8 protein-coding genes, 3 tRNA genes and 5 rRNA genes are annotated in these 16,361 nt (G+C 42.3%); 8 read left to right on the top strand and 8 right to left on the bottom strand.

Annotated features, from left to right (window positions below):
- The 8 genes from N4G44_RS19105 to rrf (N4G44_RS19070) all read left to right on the top strand — a co-directional run.
- A 23S ribosomal RNA gene (locus tag N4G44_RS19105) occupies positions 1-1,643 on the top strand; the annotation flags it as partial.
- A 193-nt stretch (positions 1,644-1,836) separates the two neighbouring features.
- A 5S ribosomal RNA gene (gene rrf / locus N4G44_RS19100) occupies positions 1,837-1,945 on the top strand.
- Positions 1,946-3,269: 1,324 nt separating this feature from the next.
- Positions 3,270-4,787 (top strand): 16S ribosomal RNA (locus tag N4G44_RS19095).
- A gap of 216 nt (positions 4,788-5,003) precedes the next feature.
- A tRNA-Ile gene (locus N4G44_RS19090) sits at positions 5,004-5,077 on the top strand.
- 95 nt (positions 5,078-5,172) lie between these two features.
- Positions 5,173-5,249: transfer RNA gene (locus tag N4G44_RS19085), tRNA-Ala, on the top strand.
- A 49-nt stretch (positions 5,250-5,298) separates the two neighbouring features.
- Positions 5,299-5,371: transfer RNA gene (locus N4G44_RS19080), tRNA-OTHER, on the top strand.
- A 173-nt stretch (positions 5,372-5,544) separates the two neighbouring features.
- Positions 5,545-8,303 (top strand): 23S ribosomal RNA (locus tag N4G44_RS19075).
- A gap of 194 nt (positions 8,304-8,497) precedes the next feature.
- Positions 8,498-8,606: ribosomal RNA gene (gene rrf, locus N4G44_RS19070) — 5S ribosomal RNA — on the top strand.
- A gap of 221 nt (positions 8,607-8,827) precedes the next feature.
- On the opposite strand, the gene N4G44_RS19065 is transcribed toward rrf (N4G44_RS19070), so the two are convergent.
- The 8 genes from N4G44_RS19065 to N4G44_RS19030 all read right to left on the bottom strand — a co-directional run bounded on the left by N4G44_RS19065 (position 8,828) and on the right by N4G44_RS19030 (position 16,343).
- On the bottom strand, positions 8,828-9,397 hold the full coding sequence (locus N4G44_RS19065) for a hypothetical protein (protein WP_474929006.1): 570 nt from the start codon (positions 9,395-9,397) through the stop codon (positions 8,828-8,830).
- Between the two features lie 9 nt (positions 9,398-9,406).
- On the bottom strand, positions 9,407-9,940 hold the full coding sequence (locus N4G44_RS19060) for a hypothetical protein (protein WP_474929004.1): 534 nt from the start codon (positions 9,938-9,940) through the stop codon (positions 9,407-9,409).
- A complete protein-coding gene (locus tag N4G44_RS19055) occupies positions 9,937-12,180 on the bottom strand; it encodes a hypothetical protein (protein WP_474929002.1) in 2,244 nt (747 codons plus the stop codon). The genes N4G44_RS19060 and N4G44_RS19055 overlap by 4 nt, the downstream gene beginning before the upstream one ends.
- A gap of 86 nt (positions 12,181-12,266) precedes the next feature.
- Positions 12,267-12,611, bottom strand: a complete 345-nt coding sequence (locus N4G44_RS19050; RefSeq protein WP_474929000.1) for a COG1470 family protein — start codon at positions 12,609-12,611, stop codon at positions 12,267-12,269.
- Positions 12,612-12,681: 70 nt separating this feature from the next.
- Entirely contained in the window at positions 12,682-12,828 is a 147-nt protein-coding gene (locus N4G44_RS19045) for a hypothetical protein (protein ID WP_474928998.1), read from the bottom strand.
- A gap of 20 nt (positions 12,829-12,848) precedes the next feature.
- Positions 12,849-13,481 carry a WxL protein host-binding domain-containing protein gene (locus N4G44_RS19040; RefSeq protein ID WP_474928997.1) on the bottom strand — a complete coding sequence of 211 codons (633 nt, stop codon included), beginning with the start codon at positions 13,479-13,481 and terminating at the stop codon, positions 12,849-12,851.
- A 95-nt stretch (positions 13,482-13,576) separates the two neighbouring features.
- Entirely contained in the window at positions 13,577-14,155 is a 579-nt protein-coding gene (locus tag N4G44_RS19035) for a hypothetical protein (RefSeq protein WP_474928995.1), read from the bottom strand.
- 172 nt (positions 14,156-14,327) lie between these two features.
- Positions 14,328-16,343 carry an alkaline phosphatase family protein gene (locus tag N4G44_RS19030; protein WP_474928994.1) on the bottom strand — a complete coding sequence of 672 codons (2,016 nt, stop codon included), beginning with the start codon at positions 16,341-16,343 and terminating at the stop codon, positions 14,328-14,330.
- Positions 16,344-16,361: the final 18 nt, after the last annotated feature.

Below are 16,361 nucleotides of genomic sequence, written 5' to 3'. Positions count from 1 at the left end.
GGCATAAACATATTACCGAAGCTATGGATTTATACCTTAGGGGTATATCTGGTAGGAGAGCATTCTGTTTGCGCCGAAGCAGTATCGTGAGGTATTGTGGAGCGGACAGAAAAGAAAATGTAGGCATAAGTAACGATAAAGGGGGCGAGAAACCCCCTCACCGAAAGACTAAGGTTTCCTCAGCCATGCTAATCAGCTGAGGGTTAGTCGGGACCTAACGCGAACCCGAAAGGGGTAGTGGATGGACAATGGGTTAATATTCCCATACTTGCTCACACTAAAAAGGGGACGGAGTGACGTAGCTACTGGAGACTGACGGAATAGTCAAGGCCTAGCCTTCGGGCGAAGCTGCTGTAGTGAACTCGCTTCCAAGAAAAGCCGAAGTGAAGCAACCCGTACCAAAACCGACACAGGTAGTCGAGGAGAGAATCCTAAGGTGCTCGAGTGAGTCGTGGCTAAGGAACTAGGCAAAATAGTCTCGTAACTTCGGAAGAAGAGACGCCATCAGCAATGGTGGCCGCAGTGAAGAGGCCCAGGCGACTGTTTATCAAAAACACAGGACTCTGCTAAATCGAAAGATGCTGTATAGGGTCTGACACCTGCCCGGTGCTGGAAGGTTAAGGAAGGTGCTTAGCGTAAGCGAAGGCATTAACTGAAGCCCCAGTAAACGGCGGCCGTAACTATAACGGTCCTAAGGTAGCGAAATTCCTTGTCGGGTAAGTTCCGACCTGCACGAATGGTGTAACGATCTGGGCACTGTCTCAGCCACGAGCTCGGTGAAATTGTAGTATCGGTGAAGATGCCGATTACCCGCAATGGGACGAAAAGACCCTGTGAACCTTTACTATAACTTCGTATTGACTTTGAGTAAGTAATGTGTAGGATAGGTGGGAGGCTTTGAAGCCGGCACGCTAGTGTTGGTGGAGCCAACGTTGAAATACCACCCTTTACTTACTTGGAGCCTAACTTCTTTTTAGAAGGACATTGCGTGGTGGGTAGTTTGACTGGGGTGGTCGCCTCCAAAAGAGTAACGGAGGCTTTCAAAGGTACCCTCAGCACGCTTGGTAACCGTGCGTAGAGTGTAATGGCATAAGGGTGCTTGACTGTGAGACCTACAAGTCGATCAGGTGCGAAAGCAGGACATAGTGATCCGGTGGTTCCGTATGGAAGGGCCATCGCTCATAGGATAAAAGGTACTCCGGGGATAACAGGCTAGTCTCCCCCAAGAGCTCACATCGACGGGGAGGTTCGGCACCTCGATGTCGGCTCGTCACATCCTGGGGCTGGAGAAGGTCCCAAGGGTTGGGCTGTTCGCCCATTAAAGTGGCACGCGAGCTGGGTTCAGAACGTCGTGAGACAGTTCGGTCTCTATCTATTGCGGGCGTTAGATGTTTGAGAGGGCTTGATTCTAGTACGAGAGGACCGAATTGAACAAACCTCTGGTGTATCAGTTGTACCGCCAGGTGCACCGCTGAGTAGCTACGTTTGGAAGAGATAAGCACTGAAAGCATATAAGTGCGAAACTCGCCTCAAGATGAGACATCTTTTAAGGGTCGTTGGAGATGACGACGTTGATAGGCTACAGGTGTAAAGCTGGTAACAGCATAGCCGAGTAGTACTAATTACCCGTAGATTTATAGCCTATGGTTGCTATATAATTATTTAATGATTAAAAATTTAATGATTAAAAAATACAACAAGTTCTTTTGTGCGCAGACAAGGTTTTGTCTTTGTGAAAGTTTTTATCGATTAAAACAGGTAACAGATGTTAGTTATCAGGTAGCAGGGAAAACCTGCAACCTCTTACCAATAACCTGCGACCTTATATACCTTCTTTAGGGTGGTTTTAGCGGTGGGGCTCACCTGTTCCCATTCCGAACACAGAAGTTAAGCCCACCAGCGCCGATGGTACTGCGACAAGCGGGAGAGTAGGCCGCCGCCAGTTTTTATTTAAAGTCTCATACAGTTTTGTGTGAGACTTTTTTTTGTTATATACACCATCCTATAAATGATAAGTGATGAGTGATAAGTAATGGGTAATGGGTAATGAGTAATAGATGATAAATGATACAACTAATCTATGTAATTTTCCCTAATCCCTAATCCCTAATCCCTGATCTCTGCCATAAGCAATTCAAAGACGGTGAGCTCCGTAGGAGCGATCGGTTAATAGCATATGATATGATATGATATGATATGATATGATATGATATGAATGTTTTAGATTTATTTACCAGCCCTGTAAGGGCGAGCTGTTTATTTTCCCTTTACAACAACAGAGACAAATAGAAGGCTTAGCCAAAACTTAAACTACTTCCAGGCTGCTCCGAATACTCTTTTCAATAACGGATCCGTGCCATCTGGGTGATCTGTGCGAAACTAACTTCTTTTTTTACTGTCTTTACCTTCACGGGCTTCTTTCTCTATAAATATTAAGAACAGACTTTACTAAACATCTGCTTGATCTGCTCAATCTGCGAGAGCATTAACATACTGTTCAAAATAACCAGGTATCTTTATGTATTGACAAACGGATTGTTCTTGCCTAAATCCTAGTTTACAACTCTGTTTACCTTAATTCAATCTTCTCTCCTCTTGCTAAAATCTGTGTTATTGATGCAAATCTTCAACACTTTCATCTACCATCTTATTCCCGCTCCTGTAATTTTTTCTGAGACATAAGGCTGGCTCTTCCCATTTATATAGATATAACTACTCATTGTTGATAACTCCCTTTCCTTTGTAATCGACTTTAAATAAGCTCTTTATAAGATGACTTATCCACAATATGAACTGGAAATAAATTTTATGTTAACTAGATTTGTTTTGTGTAGTAATAAGGGTGTATCTTTGCCCCACTGAAAACGAGAGTAGACAGTAAGCGCAGAAGAGCTTTTAGATAAGCATTAAGTATTTAAAAAAGCTTTAAGAGGATAAGAAAGGATAGCCTTAAATTTTTAGAAATAAAAGTTGCCGGGTTTAAAAATTTTCCTATCTTTGCAGTCCGGTTAAACGGGGAGCAGAAGCGATAGCGATTAAGGTTTAGTAAAGAGGTTAAGGTTACTTAAAAAACTTTAAATTTTCTTTGAAAAACATTTGGTCATTTAGAAATAAATAATTACTTTTGCAACCGCAAATAAGGAGCAGAACGACAGAAAAAAGTTCTTTATAAAAGCGGAAAGAAAAAAGATCATTGACATACAATATAACAACCAAGTAAGGAAAAAAACTAAAGCGTTAAATAACTTTGAGAGGGTCAGGAAAAACATACAATGGAGAGTTTGATCCTGGCTCAGGATGAACGCTAGCGGGAGGCCTAACACATGCAAGCCGAGCGGTAGAGTTCCTTCGGGGACTTGAGAGCGGCGCACGGGTGCGGAACACGTGTGCAACCTGCCTTTATCTGGGGGATAGCCTTTCGAAAGGAAGATTAATACCCCATAATATGTTGAATGGCATCATTCGACATTGAAAACTCCGGTGGATAGAGATGGGCACGCGCAAGATTAGATAGTTGGTGAGGTAACGGCTCACCAAGTCTGCGATCTTTAGGGGGCCTGAGAGGGTGATCCCCCACACTGGTACTGAGACACGGACCAGACTCCTACGGGAGGCAGCAGTGAGGAATATTGGACAATGGGTGAGAGCCTGATCCAGCCATCCCGCGTGAAGGACGACGGCCCTATGGGTTGTAAACTTCTTTTGTATAGGGATAAACCTACTCTCGTGAGAGTAGCTGAAGGTACTATACGAATAAGCACCGGCTAACTCCGTGCCAGCAGCCGCGGTAATACGGAGGGTGCAAGCGTTATCCGGATTTATTGGGTTTAAAGGGTCCGTAGGCTGATGTGTAAGTCAGTGGTGAAATCTCACAGCTTAACTGTGAAACTGCCATTGATACTGCATGTCTTGAGTGTTGTTGAAGTAGCTGGAATAAGTAGTGTAGCGGTGAAATGCATAGATATTACTTAGAACACCAATTGCGAAGGCAGGTTACTAAGCAACAACTGACGCTGATGGACGAAAGCGTGGGGAGCGAACAGGATTAGATACCCTGGTAGTCCACGCCGTAAACGATGCTAACTCGTTTTTGGGTTTTTAAGATTCAGAGACTAAGCGAAAGTGATAAGTTAGCCACCTGGGGAGTACGTTCGCAAGAATGAAACTCAAAGGAATTGACGGGGGCCCGCACAAGCGGTGGATTATGTGGTTTAATTCGATGATACGCGAGGAACCTTACCAAGGCTTAAATGGGAAATGACAGGCTTAGAAATAGGCTTTTCTTCGGACATTTTTCAAGGTGCTGCATGGTTGTCGTCAGCTCGTGCCGTGAGGTGTTAGGTTAAGTCCTGCAACGAGCGCAACCCCTGTCACTAGTTGCCATCATTCAGTTGGGGACTCTAGTGAGACTGCCTACGCAAGTAGAGAGGAAGGTGGGGATGACGTCAAATCATCACGGCCCTTACGCCTTGGGCCACACACGTAATACAATGGCCGGTACAGAGGGCAGCTACACAGCGATGTGATGCAAATCTCGAAAGCCGGTCTCAGTTCGGATTGGAGTCTGCAACTCGACTCTATGAAGCTGGAATCGCTAGTAATCGCGCATCAGCCATGGCGCGGTGAATACGTTCCCGGGCCTTGTACACACCGCCCGTCAAGCCATGGAAGTCTGGGGTACCTGAAGTCGGTGACCGTAACAGGAGCTGCCTAGGGTAAAACAGGTAACTAGGGCTAAGTCGTAACAAGGTAGCCGTACCGGAAGGTGCGGCTGGAACATCTCATTTTAGAGCGTTGAAGAACGTTAAACAAAATTAGGTACTTCGGTACCATTGACTTATCTTAAAGTTCAAGCTTTAGTTTTTTATTTGGTTGATTTATATTAAAAAAATACACACCCACTAGAAATTAGTACAGGGAAAGAGATACAAGAGCCGAGAGCCAAGAACCAAGACGAATGAAAGTCTTGTATCTAGCATCTTGGATCTGAAAGTCCACAAGACAGTCTCGTAGCTCAGCTGGTTAGAGCGCTACACTGATAATGTAGAGGTCGGCAGTTCGAGCCTGCCCGAGACTACTAATTGAAAAGACGGGAAGATAAAAGAGCCAAGAGCCAAGACAACGAATTGAAAGTCTTGAATCTAGCATCTTGAATCTCTTAGTCTGACTAGAGGGGAATTAGCTCAGCTGGCTAGAGCGCCTGCCTTGCACGCAGGAGGTCAAGGGTTCGACTCCCTTATTCTCCACCAAGTTATAGAAATATAACAAGAATAGAAGATATTTATACATAAGATCAAAGGATTATAGCCGTTAGGGGCTAGAGCGTCCCGATTCATCGGGAAGGTCAAGGGTTCGACTCCCTTATTCTCCACAGTTTGTATTGGTATATTGGAAGTATGTATGCTCATAATGATGAGAGCCATCATTAATACATAAATACGATGTACAATAATACAGAAGATATTAAGATCATTGACATTAACGGTAAAGACATCACAAAGAGAAAACCGAGCGCATAAAAGCGCTTGAGTAACCAAAAATAGGAAAGAAATCGTTAAGGGCGTATGGCGGATGCCTAGGCTTTCAGAGGCGAAGAAGGACGCGGTAAGCTGCGAAAAGCTGCGGGGATCGGCACACACGAATAGATCCGCAGATATCCGAATGGGGCAACCCGTCATGTTGAAGACATGTCATCCCTTAGGGGAAGCAAACCCGGAGAACTGAAACATCTAAGTACCCGGAGGAAAAGAAATCGAAGAGATTCCGTAAGTAGCGGCGAGCGAAAGCGGATTAGCCCAAAAGCTTTTATATGTTTAATAGAATGTACTGGAAAGTGCAGCCATAGAGGGTGATAGCCCCGTATATGAAAGGCATATTTGAGTGATAAATGAGTAGGGCGGGACACGTGAAATCCTGTCTGAATATGGGGGGACCATCCTCCAAGGCTAAATACTCCTGAAAGACCGATAGTGAACAAGTACTGTGAAGGAAAGGTGAAAAGCACTTCGAATAGAAGGGTGAAATAGAACCTGAAACCGTACGCCTACAAGCGGTCGGAGCCCACAAGTTGGGTGACGGCGTGCCTTTTGCATAATGAGCCTACGAGTTAATGTTACTAGCGAGGTTAAGGACTTCAGGTCCGGAGCCGGAGCGAAAGCGAGTCTGAATAGGGCGCTTAGTTAGTAGTATTAGACGCGAAACCTTGTGATCTACCCATGGGCAGGTTGAAGCTCTGGTAACACAGAGTGGAGGACCGAACCGGTTGACGTTGAAAAGTCTTCGGATGACCTGTGGGTAGGGGTGAAAGGCCAATCAAACTGGGAGATAGCTCGTACTCTCCGAAATGCATTTAGGTGCAGCGTCGCAAATGAGTTTATTAGAGGTAGAGCTACTGATTGGATGCGGGGGTTTCACCGCCTACCAATTCCTGACAAACTCCGAATGCTAATAAATGTTCTGCGGCAGTGAGGGCATGGGTGCTAAGGTCCATGTCCGAGAGGGAAAGAACCCAGACCAACAGCTAAGGTCCCCAAATATATGTTAAGTTGAAGCAACGCGGTTGGACTGCATTGACAGCTAGGATGTTGGCTTGGAAGCAGCCATTCATTTAAAGAGTGCGTAACAGCTCACTAGTCGAGCGGTCCGGCATGGATAATAATCGGGCATAAACATATTACCGAAGCTATGGATTTATACCTTAGGGGTATATCTGGTAGGAGAGCATTCTGTTTGCGCCGAAGCAGTATCGTGAGGTATTGTGGAGCGGACAGAAAAGAAAATGTAGGCATAAGTAACGATAAAGGGGGCGAGAAACCCCCTCACCGAAAGACTAAGGTTTCCTCAGCCATGCTAATCAGCTGAGGGTTAGTCGGGACCTAACGCGAACCCGAAAGGGGTAGTGGATGGACAATGGGTTAATATTCCCATACTTGCTCACACTAAAAAGGGGACGGAGTGACGTAGCTACTGGAGACTGACGGAATAGTCAAGGCCTAGCCTTCGGGCGAAGCTGCTGTAGTGAACTCGCTTCCAAGAAAAGCCGAAGTGAAGCAACCCGTACCAAAACCGACACAGGTAGTCGAGGAGAGAATCCTAAGGTGCTCGAGTGAGTCGTGGCTAAGGAACTAGGCAAAATAGTCTCGTAACTTCGGAAGAAGAGACGCCATCAGCAATGGTGGCCGCAGTGAAGAGGCCCAGGCGACTGTTTATCAAAAACACAGGACTCTGCTAAATCGAAAGATGCTGTATAGGGTCTGACACCTGCCCGGTGCTGGAAGGTTAAGGAAGGTGCTTAGCGTAAGCGAAGGCATTAACTGAAGCCCCAGTAAACGGCGGCCGTAACTATAACGGTCCTAAGGTAGCGAAATTCCTTGTCGGGTAAGTTCCGACCTGCACGAATGGTGTAACGATCTGGGCACTGTCTCAGCCACGAGCTCGGTGAAATTGTAGTATCGGTGAAGATGCCGATTACCCGCAATGGGACGAAAAGACCCTGTGAACCTTTACTATAACTTCGTATTGACTTTGAGTAAGTAATGTGTAGGATAGGTGGGAGGCTTTGAAGCCGGCACGCTAGTGTTGGTGGAGCCAACGTTGAAATACCACCCTTTACTTACTTGGAGCCTAACTTCTTTTTAGAAGGACATTGCGTGGTGGGTAGTTTGACTGGGGTGGTCGCCTCCAAAAGAGTAACGGAGGCTTTCAAAGGTACCCTCAGCACGCTTGGTAACCGTGCGTAGAGTGTAATGGCATAAGGGTGCTTGACTGTGAGACCTACAAGTCGATCAGGTGCGAAAGCAGGACATAGTGATCCGGTGGTTCCGTATGGAAGGGCCATCGCTCATAGGATAAAAGGTACTCCGGGGATAACAGGCTAGTCTCCCCCAAGAGCTCACATCGACGGGGAGGTTCGGCACCTCGATGTCGGCTCGTCACATCCTGGGGCTGGAGAAGGTCCCAAGGGTTGGGCTGTTCGCCCATTAAAGTGGCACGCGAGCTGGGTTCAGAACGTCGTGAGACAGTTCGGTCTCTATCTATTGCGGGCGTTAGATGTTTGAGAGGGCTTGATTCTAGTACGAGAGGACCGAATTGAACAAACCTCTGGTGTATCAGTTGTACCGCCAGGTGCACCGCTGAGTAGCTACGTTTGGAAGAGATAAGCACTGAAAGCATATAAGTGCGAAACTCGCCTCAAGATGAGACATCTTTTAAGGGTCGTTGGAGATGACGACGTTGATAGGCTACAGGTGTAAAGCTGGTAACAGCATAGCCGAGTAGTACTAATTACCCGTAGATTTATAGCCTATGGTTGCTATATAATTATTTAATGATTAAAAATTTAATGATTAAAAAATACAACAAGTTCTTTTGTGCGCAGACAAGGTTTTGTCTTTGTGAAAGTTTTTATCGATAAAATCAGGTAGCAGATGGTAGCTATCAGGTAGCAGGGAAAACCTGCAACCTCTTACCAATAACCTGCGACCTTATATACCTTCTTTAGGGTGGTTTTAGCGGTGGGGCTCACCTGTTCCCATTCCGAACACAGAAGTTAAGCCCACCAGCGCCGATGGTACTGCGACAAGCGGGAGAGTAGGCCGCCGCCAGTTTTTATTTAAAGTCTCATACAGTTTTGTGTGAGACTTTTTTTTGTTATATACACCATCCTATAAGTGATGAATGATAAGTGATAAGTAATGGGTAATGAGTAATAAATGATAAGCAATAGCATCATCGTTCATTATCGATCACTTATTCTTTCCAGAGCAAATAAAAAATCGTTTCAGTTCTCATTTATGGCATTTCGATTTTCAATCATTCTTCAGAATTCTTAATTGGCTCCAATTGTGAAAACGATCTGTGTACTATATGCTGCTGCAGGAATTGTTACAGAAACACCACCTATCTCCAGCTGTACATTAATACCTGAATAGGTTACACTGTTACTGAGCCCTAGAACTCCAGTAAAGGTAATTGTTGAAAGTGTTGCGGCGGTTGCTTGCGGTATTTCTATATAATTAGCCGTGCCACCGTTAATTGTAGCAGTACATAGTACACAAAGGCCATTGATTGTTGCTGTACCTCCACTTCTTTTTGCGTAAAGTTTCAGAGAGCTGTTCCAGGAAGTAGGAACAAGTTGCATACTGATTCTGGCTCCGGCACTTGTAAGAAGATTCAGAAAGGATCCTGGTAAATTACCGGATAATGTTAATAAGCCTGGATTATCATAAGTCCCGGCATAATTAGTTCCTGCCTCTGTAATAGTGGGCACACTGGCAGTCCAGCTGGTTCCTGCAATATTTATAGTTTGTCCTTCAAGATAGCCACCAAATATTAAAGCAATGATATGCAGATACCTTTTTATGTGCTGTTCTTTAAGAAAGGGACTTTTAATTTTCATTTTTAAGTTTTATTCTGTAATGGTATAGGTGATGACGATGGCTGTATTGGACTGTGCCTGTAAATTAGCATATGTATTCGTAGCAAGTGAAAGTGTAAGGGCATGGCCGTTGTTAATCCCATTCCCTGTATATGCGCCTCCAATACCGGAAATAATAGTAACAGGAGTGGTTGTAAGGATAACCTGTCCTGAAGATGTCCCCAACGTCCCTGCACCAGCTCCGGAGGCTGCCGCGGCCTGAAGTCTTATATTGACTCCTGCTATCACTTTATTTACAGAGGCTGTAATTCTTCTGGTAAGTCCGCCGGGTGTAATGGCAGAAGTATAATTGAGCCATTTTGATGTATTGGGAGTTGGTGCTCCAAGCGCATTTCCTGCCTCAGTAGGAGCTGTAAAATTCAAACTAATACTTCCTGAAGGTTCAATGTCCATTAAAGTTACTACGGGTAAACTAAGGCTGACAGTAGTACTTGCAGTCTGGGAATAGATTGAACCGGATGCAATAAGCGATGCTGTTAATACTATGGAACGGATCAGAATCATTTCTTCTTTTTTATTTCATTATATCCTACTTTCAAGGATTCCTGTTGATATTTGATTTCTATCTGATGTTTGACAACGTTGATGGTCAACTTTTTTGTTTCTGAAGGATTTAAAGTAAACATAAATTTATCTGTAGAGATTTTATAACGTTTATCTAATCCATTACGGTAAACCTTAAGAGTCCAGTCTCCCGGCCGGAGATATGTGAAATCAAAATCTTCTTCTATGTAGCATACCTTACGGAATGTCTGATCATTATTGGTTGCTTCTACAATGATACTTTCTCTTTTCTTCTTTCCTTTTCCGGGTTGTAGCTGCTCAACATCTACCTGGTCCTTTTCTCCTGTTTCCAAGAATCTGACGTGCCCCTGAACATTGGCTGCAGTTGTTAATCCGAAATTAAAAGTATTTTCTTTATTCATCAGTGAAGGGGTAGCTGGAAAAGTTTGCGTCGGAATGTCATTAATTTCTGTTGTAGAACGGTCAATTTCAAGAAAATAGTTACCCGGAATAATATTTTTAAACATATAATTTCCATCTTTGTCCGTAACAGACAGATAACTTCCAAGCATTAATCTGATTCCTTCGGTCTTTTTGACTCCCAGGTTGCCGACATTACCCGACAGCGAAATATACTCAGCGGTTTTTTGCACCGGGATATTGGGGCGCCATGTATAACGCATAGAAAATATAAAATCCTTATCACCGATTTCTCCTCTTTGCAGTGCATATCTTCCTGAAAGGTCAAGTTCGTTTCCCGGAAATAACTGCTGGTGAAAAAGAAGCTCAAAGAGATTTCTGTCTTTAAAATATTCCTCAGGCATATAATTGTTCTGATAAAAAATGCTTAGGCTGCTCTTATCGGAGAAACGGCTTAATATCCTTGCCCCGTAATAAAGATTTTTTTGATTTTGAAGCTGATATCTGGAGCTGATGGCATAACTTCCAAAGATGTTAAAAGATGTCCGGAATTTTTGAAACGAAAGATTCGCGGAATAGAAACTGGAATTACCACTAAATCCCGTCAGATAATTATCCGTTTTACCAAACTGTCCATCAAGATTGACCTGAAATACCCCGATCTGCTGATTAATACTTACTTTGAAATAACGTTCATAATAGTCAAACTGCTTAGGCTCTAAACGGTCTTTATAAGCCTGATAACCATTATTAAGGATGATGAAACCACTAGGCAGATATTTGTACTGTACCCCATATTGAAAATATTTCCTGTAAGGTGCCGCAAGCAGCAGGGTATCTCTTTGAAAATTTTTAGCATCCTGCATATAATTGGCAAAGACACTGAATTTTTTCGATAGGTTATAGTAAATATTACTATTAAAGGTATTCGTATTGGTAAAATATCCTGCAAATTCAGGACTGGCTCTCATGTACATTAAGCTTCCGTTAAACTTTTGAAAAGTAGCTTCAGCCTGTAGTAAATATGCTGTTCCATCGGCCTTTTGTGTTGTGCTGTAAGCTAATTCTCCGGAAAGATTAATGTTTTTTGATACTTTGAATTTTCCTTTGGCATAGGGAAGATGAGCCTCCGAATCAAGTTTTACGTCTCCGTACCTGATTTCTTCCCTTCTGGGATTTTTGTAAAGATATCCTATAGAAATTTCAGACTCTTTACGGATTTTAAAGGCTGAATAAAAATTAAACTCATCTTTTATATCTCTGAAAAACCTGGGATGGTTATAGAACCCGCCAAAACTCACTTTATTAAAATCATACCGGATTTCTGCACCGCGCCCGTATCTTGCAAACTCTGTGAGGTAAGAGGAAGAATATGTTTTATCACCGAGATGAAGAAAAAGTCTGTCCCGTTTATAATTTACAAAATATTCCTCATACTGGGTGAAAGTGTTAAGCTCTACAGGATTATGGGTGACAGCCCTGAATTCAATCTGATTTTTATTGTCTTGATCAAGAGTTCCCTTACCGTAAATTTCACCCTGGAAACCGTTATGGTAAACTCCCATATTCTGCATTCCGATGAAAGATAAAGAAAAAGTAACAGGAAGCCTATGATAAATATCCTTCTCAGAAGGTTTTACGGATATAACCTGGGTGCTTGAATAAACATCCTGGTTTTCCTTGAGACTTCCTTGCGGATGTACCGAAAGATTTAGATTCTGAAATTCATTTTGAGTGAGATCCGGGCTCGTGACCTTGTGAATGGTGATGATTTTTGATTCATTGGGAGCCAGTACGAGTAATGGCTCATGGTCAACCACTGCATTTTTACTTTCCAGTGCAATGCTTTCAGTTACATTACCATTATTTTTTAAGAGAAAAGAAGCCCTGATCGTTTCTCCGGCTCTTACAAACTCGGGGAGTCCAAAATTGTAACTAAAAGATTTCTGCTTCCAGAAACTGTGATTTCTGAAGTTTTTGTAAAGGATATTCCGTTGTTTCGGTCAGTAATATTCAATGTGACAGAGTAAGTGCCCTGTCCTGTTTCAGATGCGACGCGTAATGGAACCAGATATGCTGATGTTTCATAAGGAGCAAGCTGAAATTCGCCTTTAGCTAAAATAGGATGAATAGATGCACTTGATGTACTGACTGAAATATCATACGTTTTGTTTTCTGCCGAATGATTTTCTAAAGTGAAGGGAACAGAAGTGGACATACCCGGCATTAAACTATCTTTTTTACTGGTCAATCGGTTGGATTGCTGTTGAGAAAAAATAAATACCGGGAATAATAATATGAAAATAAATAATGTCCAAGTTCTACTCATTTTTTACTTCTAATTCCACATTGAGGGCAAATGCATTCTCCTCTTCATCTGTAGCTATTATGGCAGCTCTGTATTTATCCGGAGGGATTGTATTGATATCAATGTAAAATGTTTTAGAGGTGTCTGGTAACAGTCCCATTGTTAAGCTTGAGTACGTTCCTACTTTTTCACCTGTTTTGCGATTATAGATTTCAATGGCGGCTGTAGGTTTACAATACAGATTACCATTGTTGGCAATAGCGATTTTAACCATTTTTTTCCTTCCTGTTTTTCCACTTTTACGCTTTCAAACTTAAGGTCCGGTTTGGCTTTTTCTGTTTCAAAGTCTGTAATGACCTGAATGGCATACCGTATAACAGAAGTGATACTTACCCCCGGTTTATTGTCGCTAGGCTTTATGTCTTCTACAGGTTCTACCATAATAACACTCCAATAACTTCCCGGATCCATTGCCTGATTCGGAACTGTTATTTCATAAAATACTTCAGTCTTTTCTTTGCCTTTAAGCGTAACCAGATTGGTATTGAGTTTCAGCCACTCTCCATTACTGCGTTTATTGGTATGTAGTGCTGTGTAATTGATCGTTCCATCAGCATGGTAGGTATAATCCTGTAAAAATATTTTTACACTTTGAGGATTATTACCCGTGTTTTCAATGGCAACTTTTCCTTTGTAAACTTTTCCGTTTTCTATTTTGTAAGAATGCGTAAGTCCGTTGAGAATCACAATGCCGGCACGTAAAAAGCAGAACTGCAAACTCAGGATGACCAAAATAAGAATACGCTTCATCATATATAAAATTGAGAGTTAAATCATAGTAATACAAAACCAGGAAGAAATTGATAACAACTTCTTCTTGTTTTGAATGAAAAATAGAACTTTAAATTCTAGTTATCTGAAATGGTATAAGTAACGGTAGCTACTACAGTGGCTGTTGCCTGTAAATCTGCGTAGGCTGCTACTCCCCCTGGGCCGCTTCCTGCAGCAAGTGCATAGGTAAGATTGTGACCGTTGTTGGCACCGTTTCCTGTATAGGCGCTTCCAATTCCGGAAATAATAGTTTGGTCAGCCGCACTTAAGGTCAGCAGACCTGCAGATGTTCCTAACGTTCCCGCACCTGATCCTGTTGCTGCAGCCGCAGTTACGTGGATGTCAACTCCCGGAATGATGGCGTTCATTTTTACACTCACGTTACGGGTAGGGTCTGCAACGGATTTAATGGAAGAATAATTAAGCCATAAAGTAGTGTTGGCTGCGGCAGGAATAATAGGGTTCCCTGCTTCTGTAGGCGCTGTAAACCCAAGAGTAATGTTTTTTGTGGCTGCTGGCTCAATATCTACCAGTGCAACTTCAGGAATAGAAACTGTAACCGTATGGTTATCTGTATTGGTATCCTGCGCACTTAGATTCCCTGATAAAGCAAGCGCAAATAGAGACGCTGCAATTGTTAAATTTAATTTTTTCATGACATTGTTAATTAGTTAAGTGAAGATAAGAAAATTCAGTATACTGTGAAAAAAATACACGTCATTTTTTATATGAGTGCTTATTTGTTATATGTAATGCATTATAGTGTAAAATAACTCAAAAAAACCTATACAATTTTTGTATAGGTTTTTATCAATATTATAAGCTTTTTTATGCCCAGTGCGGATCCGAAATGGAAATTTTTCCCGTTTCTGTTCTTCCGGCAAAATGCCAGATATGGTCGTTAAGTATTATCTTTAAATCGTACCAGCCTTTATTTTTGTTGAGATCAAGGGTTAATTTCTCTTCTGTTTGATGTAAAGAAACCGTCTTTTTATTATTCTCATACAAATCTTCCACTACCAATGAGAGATTCCCTTTTTTATTTTTGAAAATCAGCTCCGCTTCATTTTTTGAGCTGCTGCAGATCAGCTGAACTTCTATTTCAGGCATACTACTTCCGCTGAATTTTCTGAAAAAACCATTAGGCCCAAAAACTTCATAATCGTATTTTCCAGGATTCACGGGATGGAAAAGCTCCTGTTTTGAATACAGTGCATAGGAAAAATAATATCTGCCGCTGTTCAATTGCGTTCTGTCATAAATTAATAAAGGAATGCCTGCCTCTTTCACATTCGTCATTCTAATCTTCCCGTTTTCGAGATTGACATGGTAATGATAAGGAAGCGGGTTGGATGGTTTGGTTCCTTTCTCCTGAATGTCAAGTAAATTTTCATTCAGTTCATTTTCAGAATACCATTTCAGATGGGGAACAGGTTTACTCCTGGCAGCGTTGATGGTTTTTGCAAAATCTTTCTGATCAAGGTAATCCATTTTTGGAGCTTTGGAATTTGAAGAATTAAAGGCGGAAGTTAAATCTCCGCAAATAGTTCTTCTCCAGTCACTGATATTGTCAATTTTAATGTCTTTATTATATTTTTTCCGTATAAATTTCTCCAGAAACTGCAGAACAGAAGTATGGTCCGAAACTTCGGAATTCACAAAGCCGCCTTTTGTCCAGGGAGATGCGATAATCATCGGAACCCTATAGCCTAAGCCGACAGTTCCTTCTATTCTTTCATGATCTTTCAGAGGAAGGGCAGACATATATTCCTGGGATTTATCAACATATTCCACCCCTTCCTTACTATTCATATCTACAGGCTGGCTTGGATTGAGCGGTGGAGCAAAAGGAAGAACATGATCAAAATATCCGTCGTTTTCATCATAATTGATAATGAAAATTGTTTTTTTCCAGGTTTCAGGATCCTGGGTCAGTATATTTAAAACCTCTGAAATATACCATGCTCCATACCATGGCGATCCGGGATGATCGGAGAAATGTTCGGGAGCTACCAGCCAGGAAACTAATGGAAGTTTCTTCTCTTCCACATCTTTCCGGAACTGGAACAGCACATCTCCTTTCGGAACGACCAGTCTTTCCCCATTTTCATCGTTTCCGGTCTCCAGATTCCAGTAATCGGGATCATTGATATTGGTCGTAAAAGCTTTTTCGTGAAGGTTCTTTTCAAACTGAGAAAGTTTAGAATAATTTTCAGGGGTATATTTTTTCTGGTCTTCTTCCAGTTCAGCGATCATTGTTTCCAATCTTTTCTTCTGATCAGGATTTTTCGCAATCTCTTTTTTCAGGGAAACAATGATGTTAGGAATATTCTGATGGTAACCTTTTGAAAACTTAACGTTGAATTTTGAAAACCATTCAATCGGATTGTCTGTGAAATTACTCAGCCAGGCTTCCTGTTCGCCGGACATCCCTTTCGGAAGACTGATTTCGTTCTGGTAAATTTTCCATGAAACATTCTGTTCCTCTAAAATTTCGGGAAAGCTTTTCCAGTGTGCCTGTCTTGCCTTATCATAGTCAATATTTTCATTGTAGACATTGGCTTTTACCTTTCCGTTCTGCTGTTCACGGAGCGTTCCCGACCAGTGAAAAAGCCTGTTGGGCGTTGTTCCTGTAAGCGAAGAGCAGAAATATTGGTCGAATATCGTAAATGCATCCGCAAGCTGATAATAAAAAGGAAGGTCTTCCCGGTTATAATAGCCCAAAGTAAGCGGAATGTTTTTATAATCTTTATTTCCGGACGCTTTAAACTGAAGCCATTTGTCGTATTTTCCTTTATTTAAAGCTTTCTGCTGATCTGCCCATGAATGAGGCAGAGAGCTCATCCAGGTAGATTTTGTATT

The organism is Chryseobacterium sp. GTID13 (assembly GCF_056172655.1).
The sequence above is the reverse complement of the archived record's forward strand: the minus strand, read 5'-3'. Positions and strand labels throughout refer to the sequence as shown.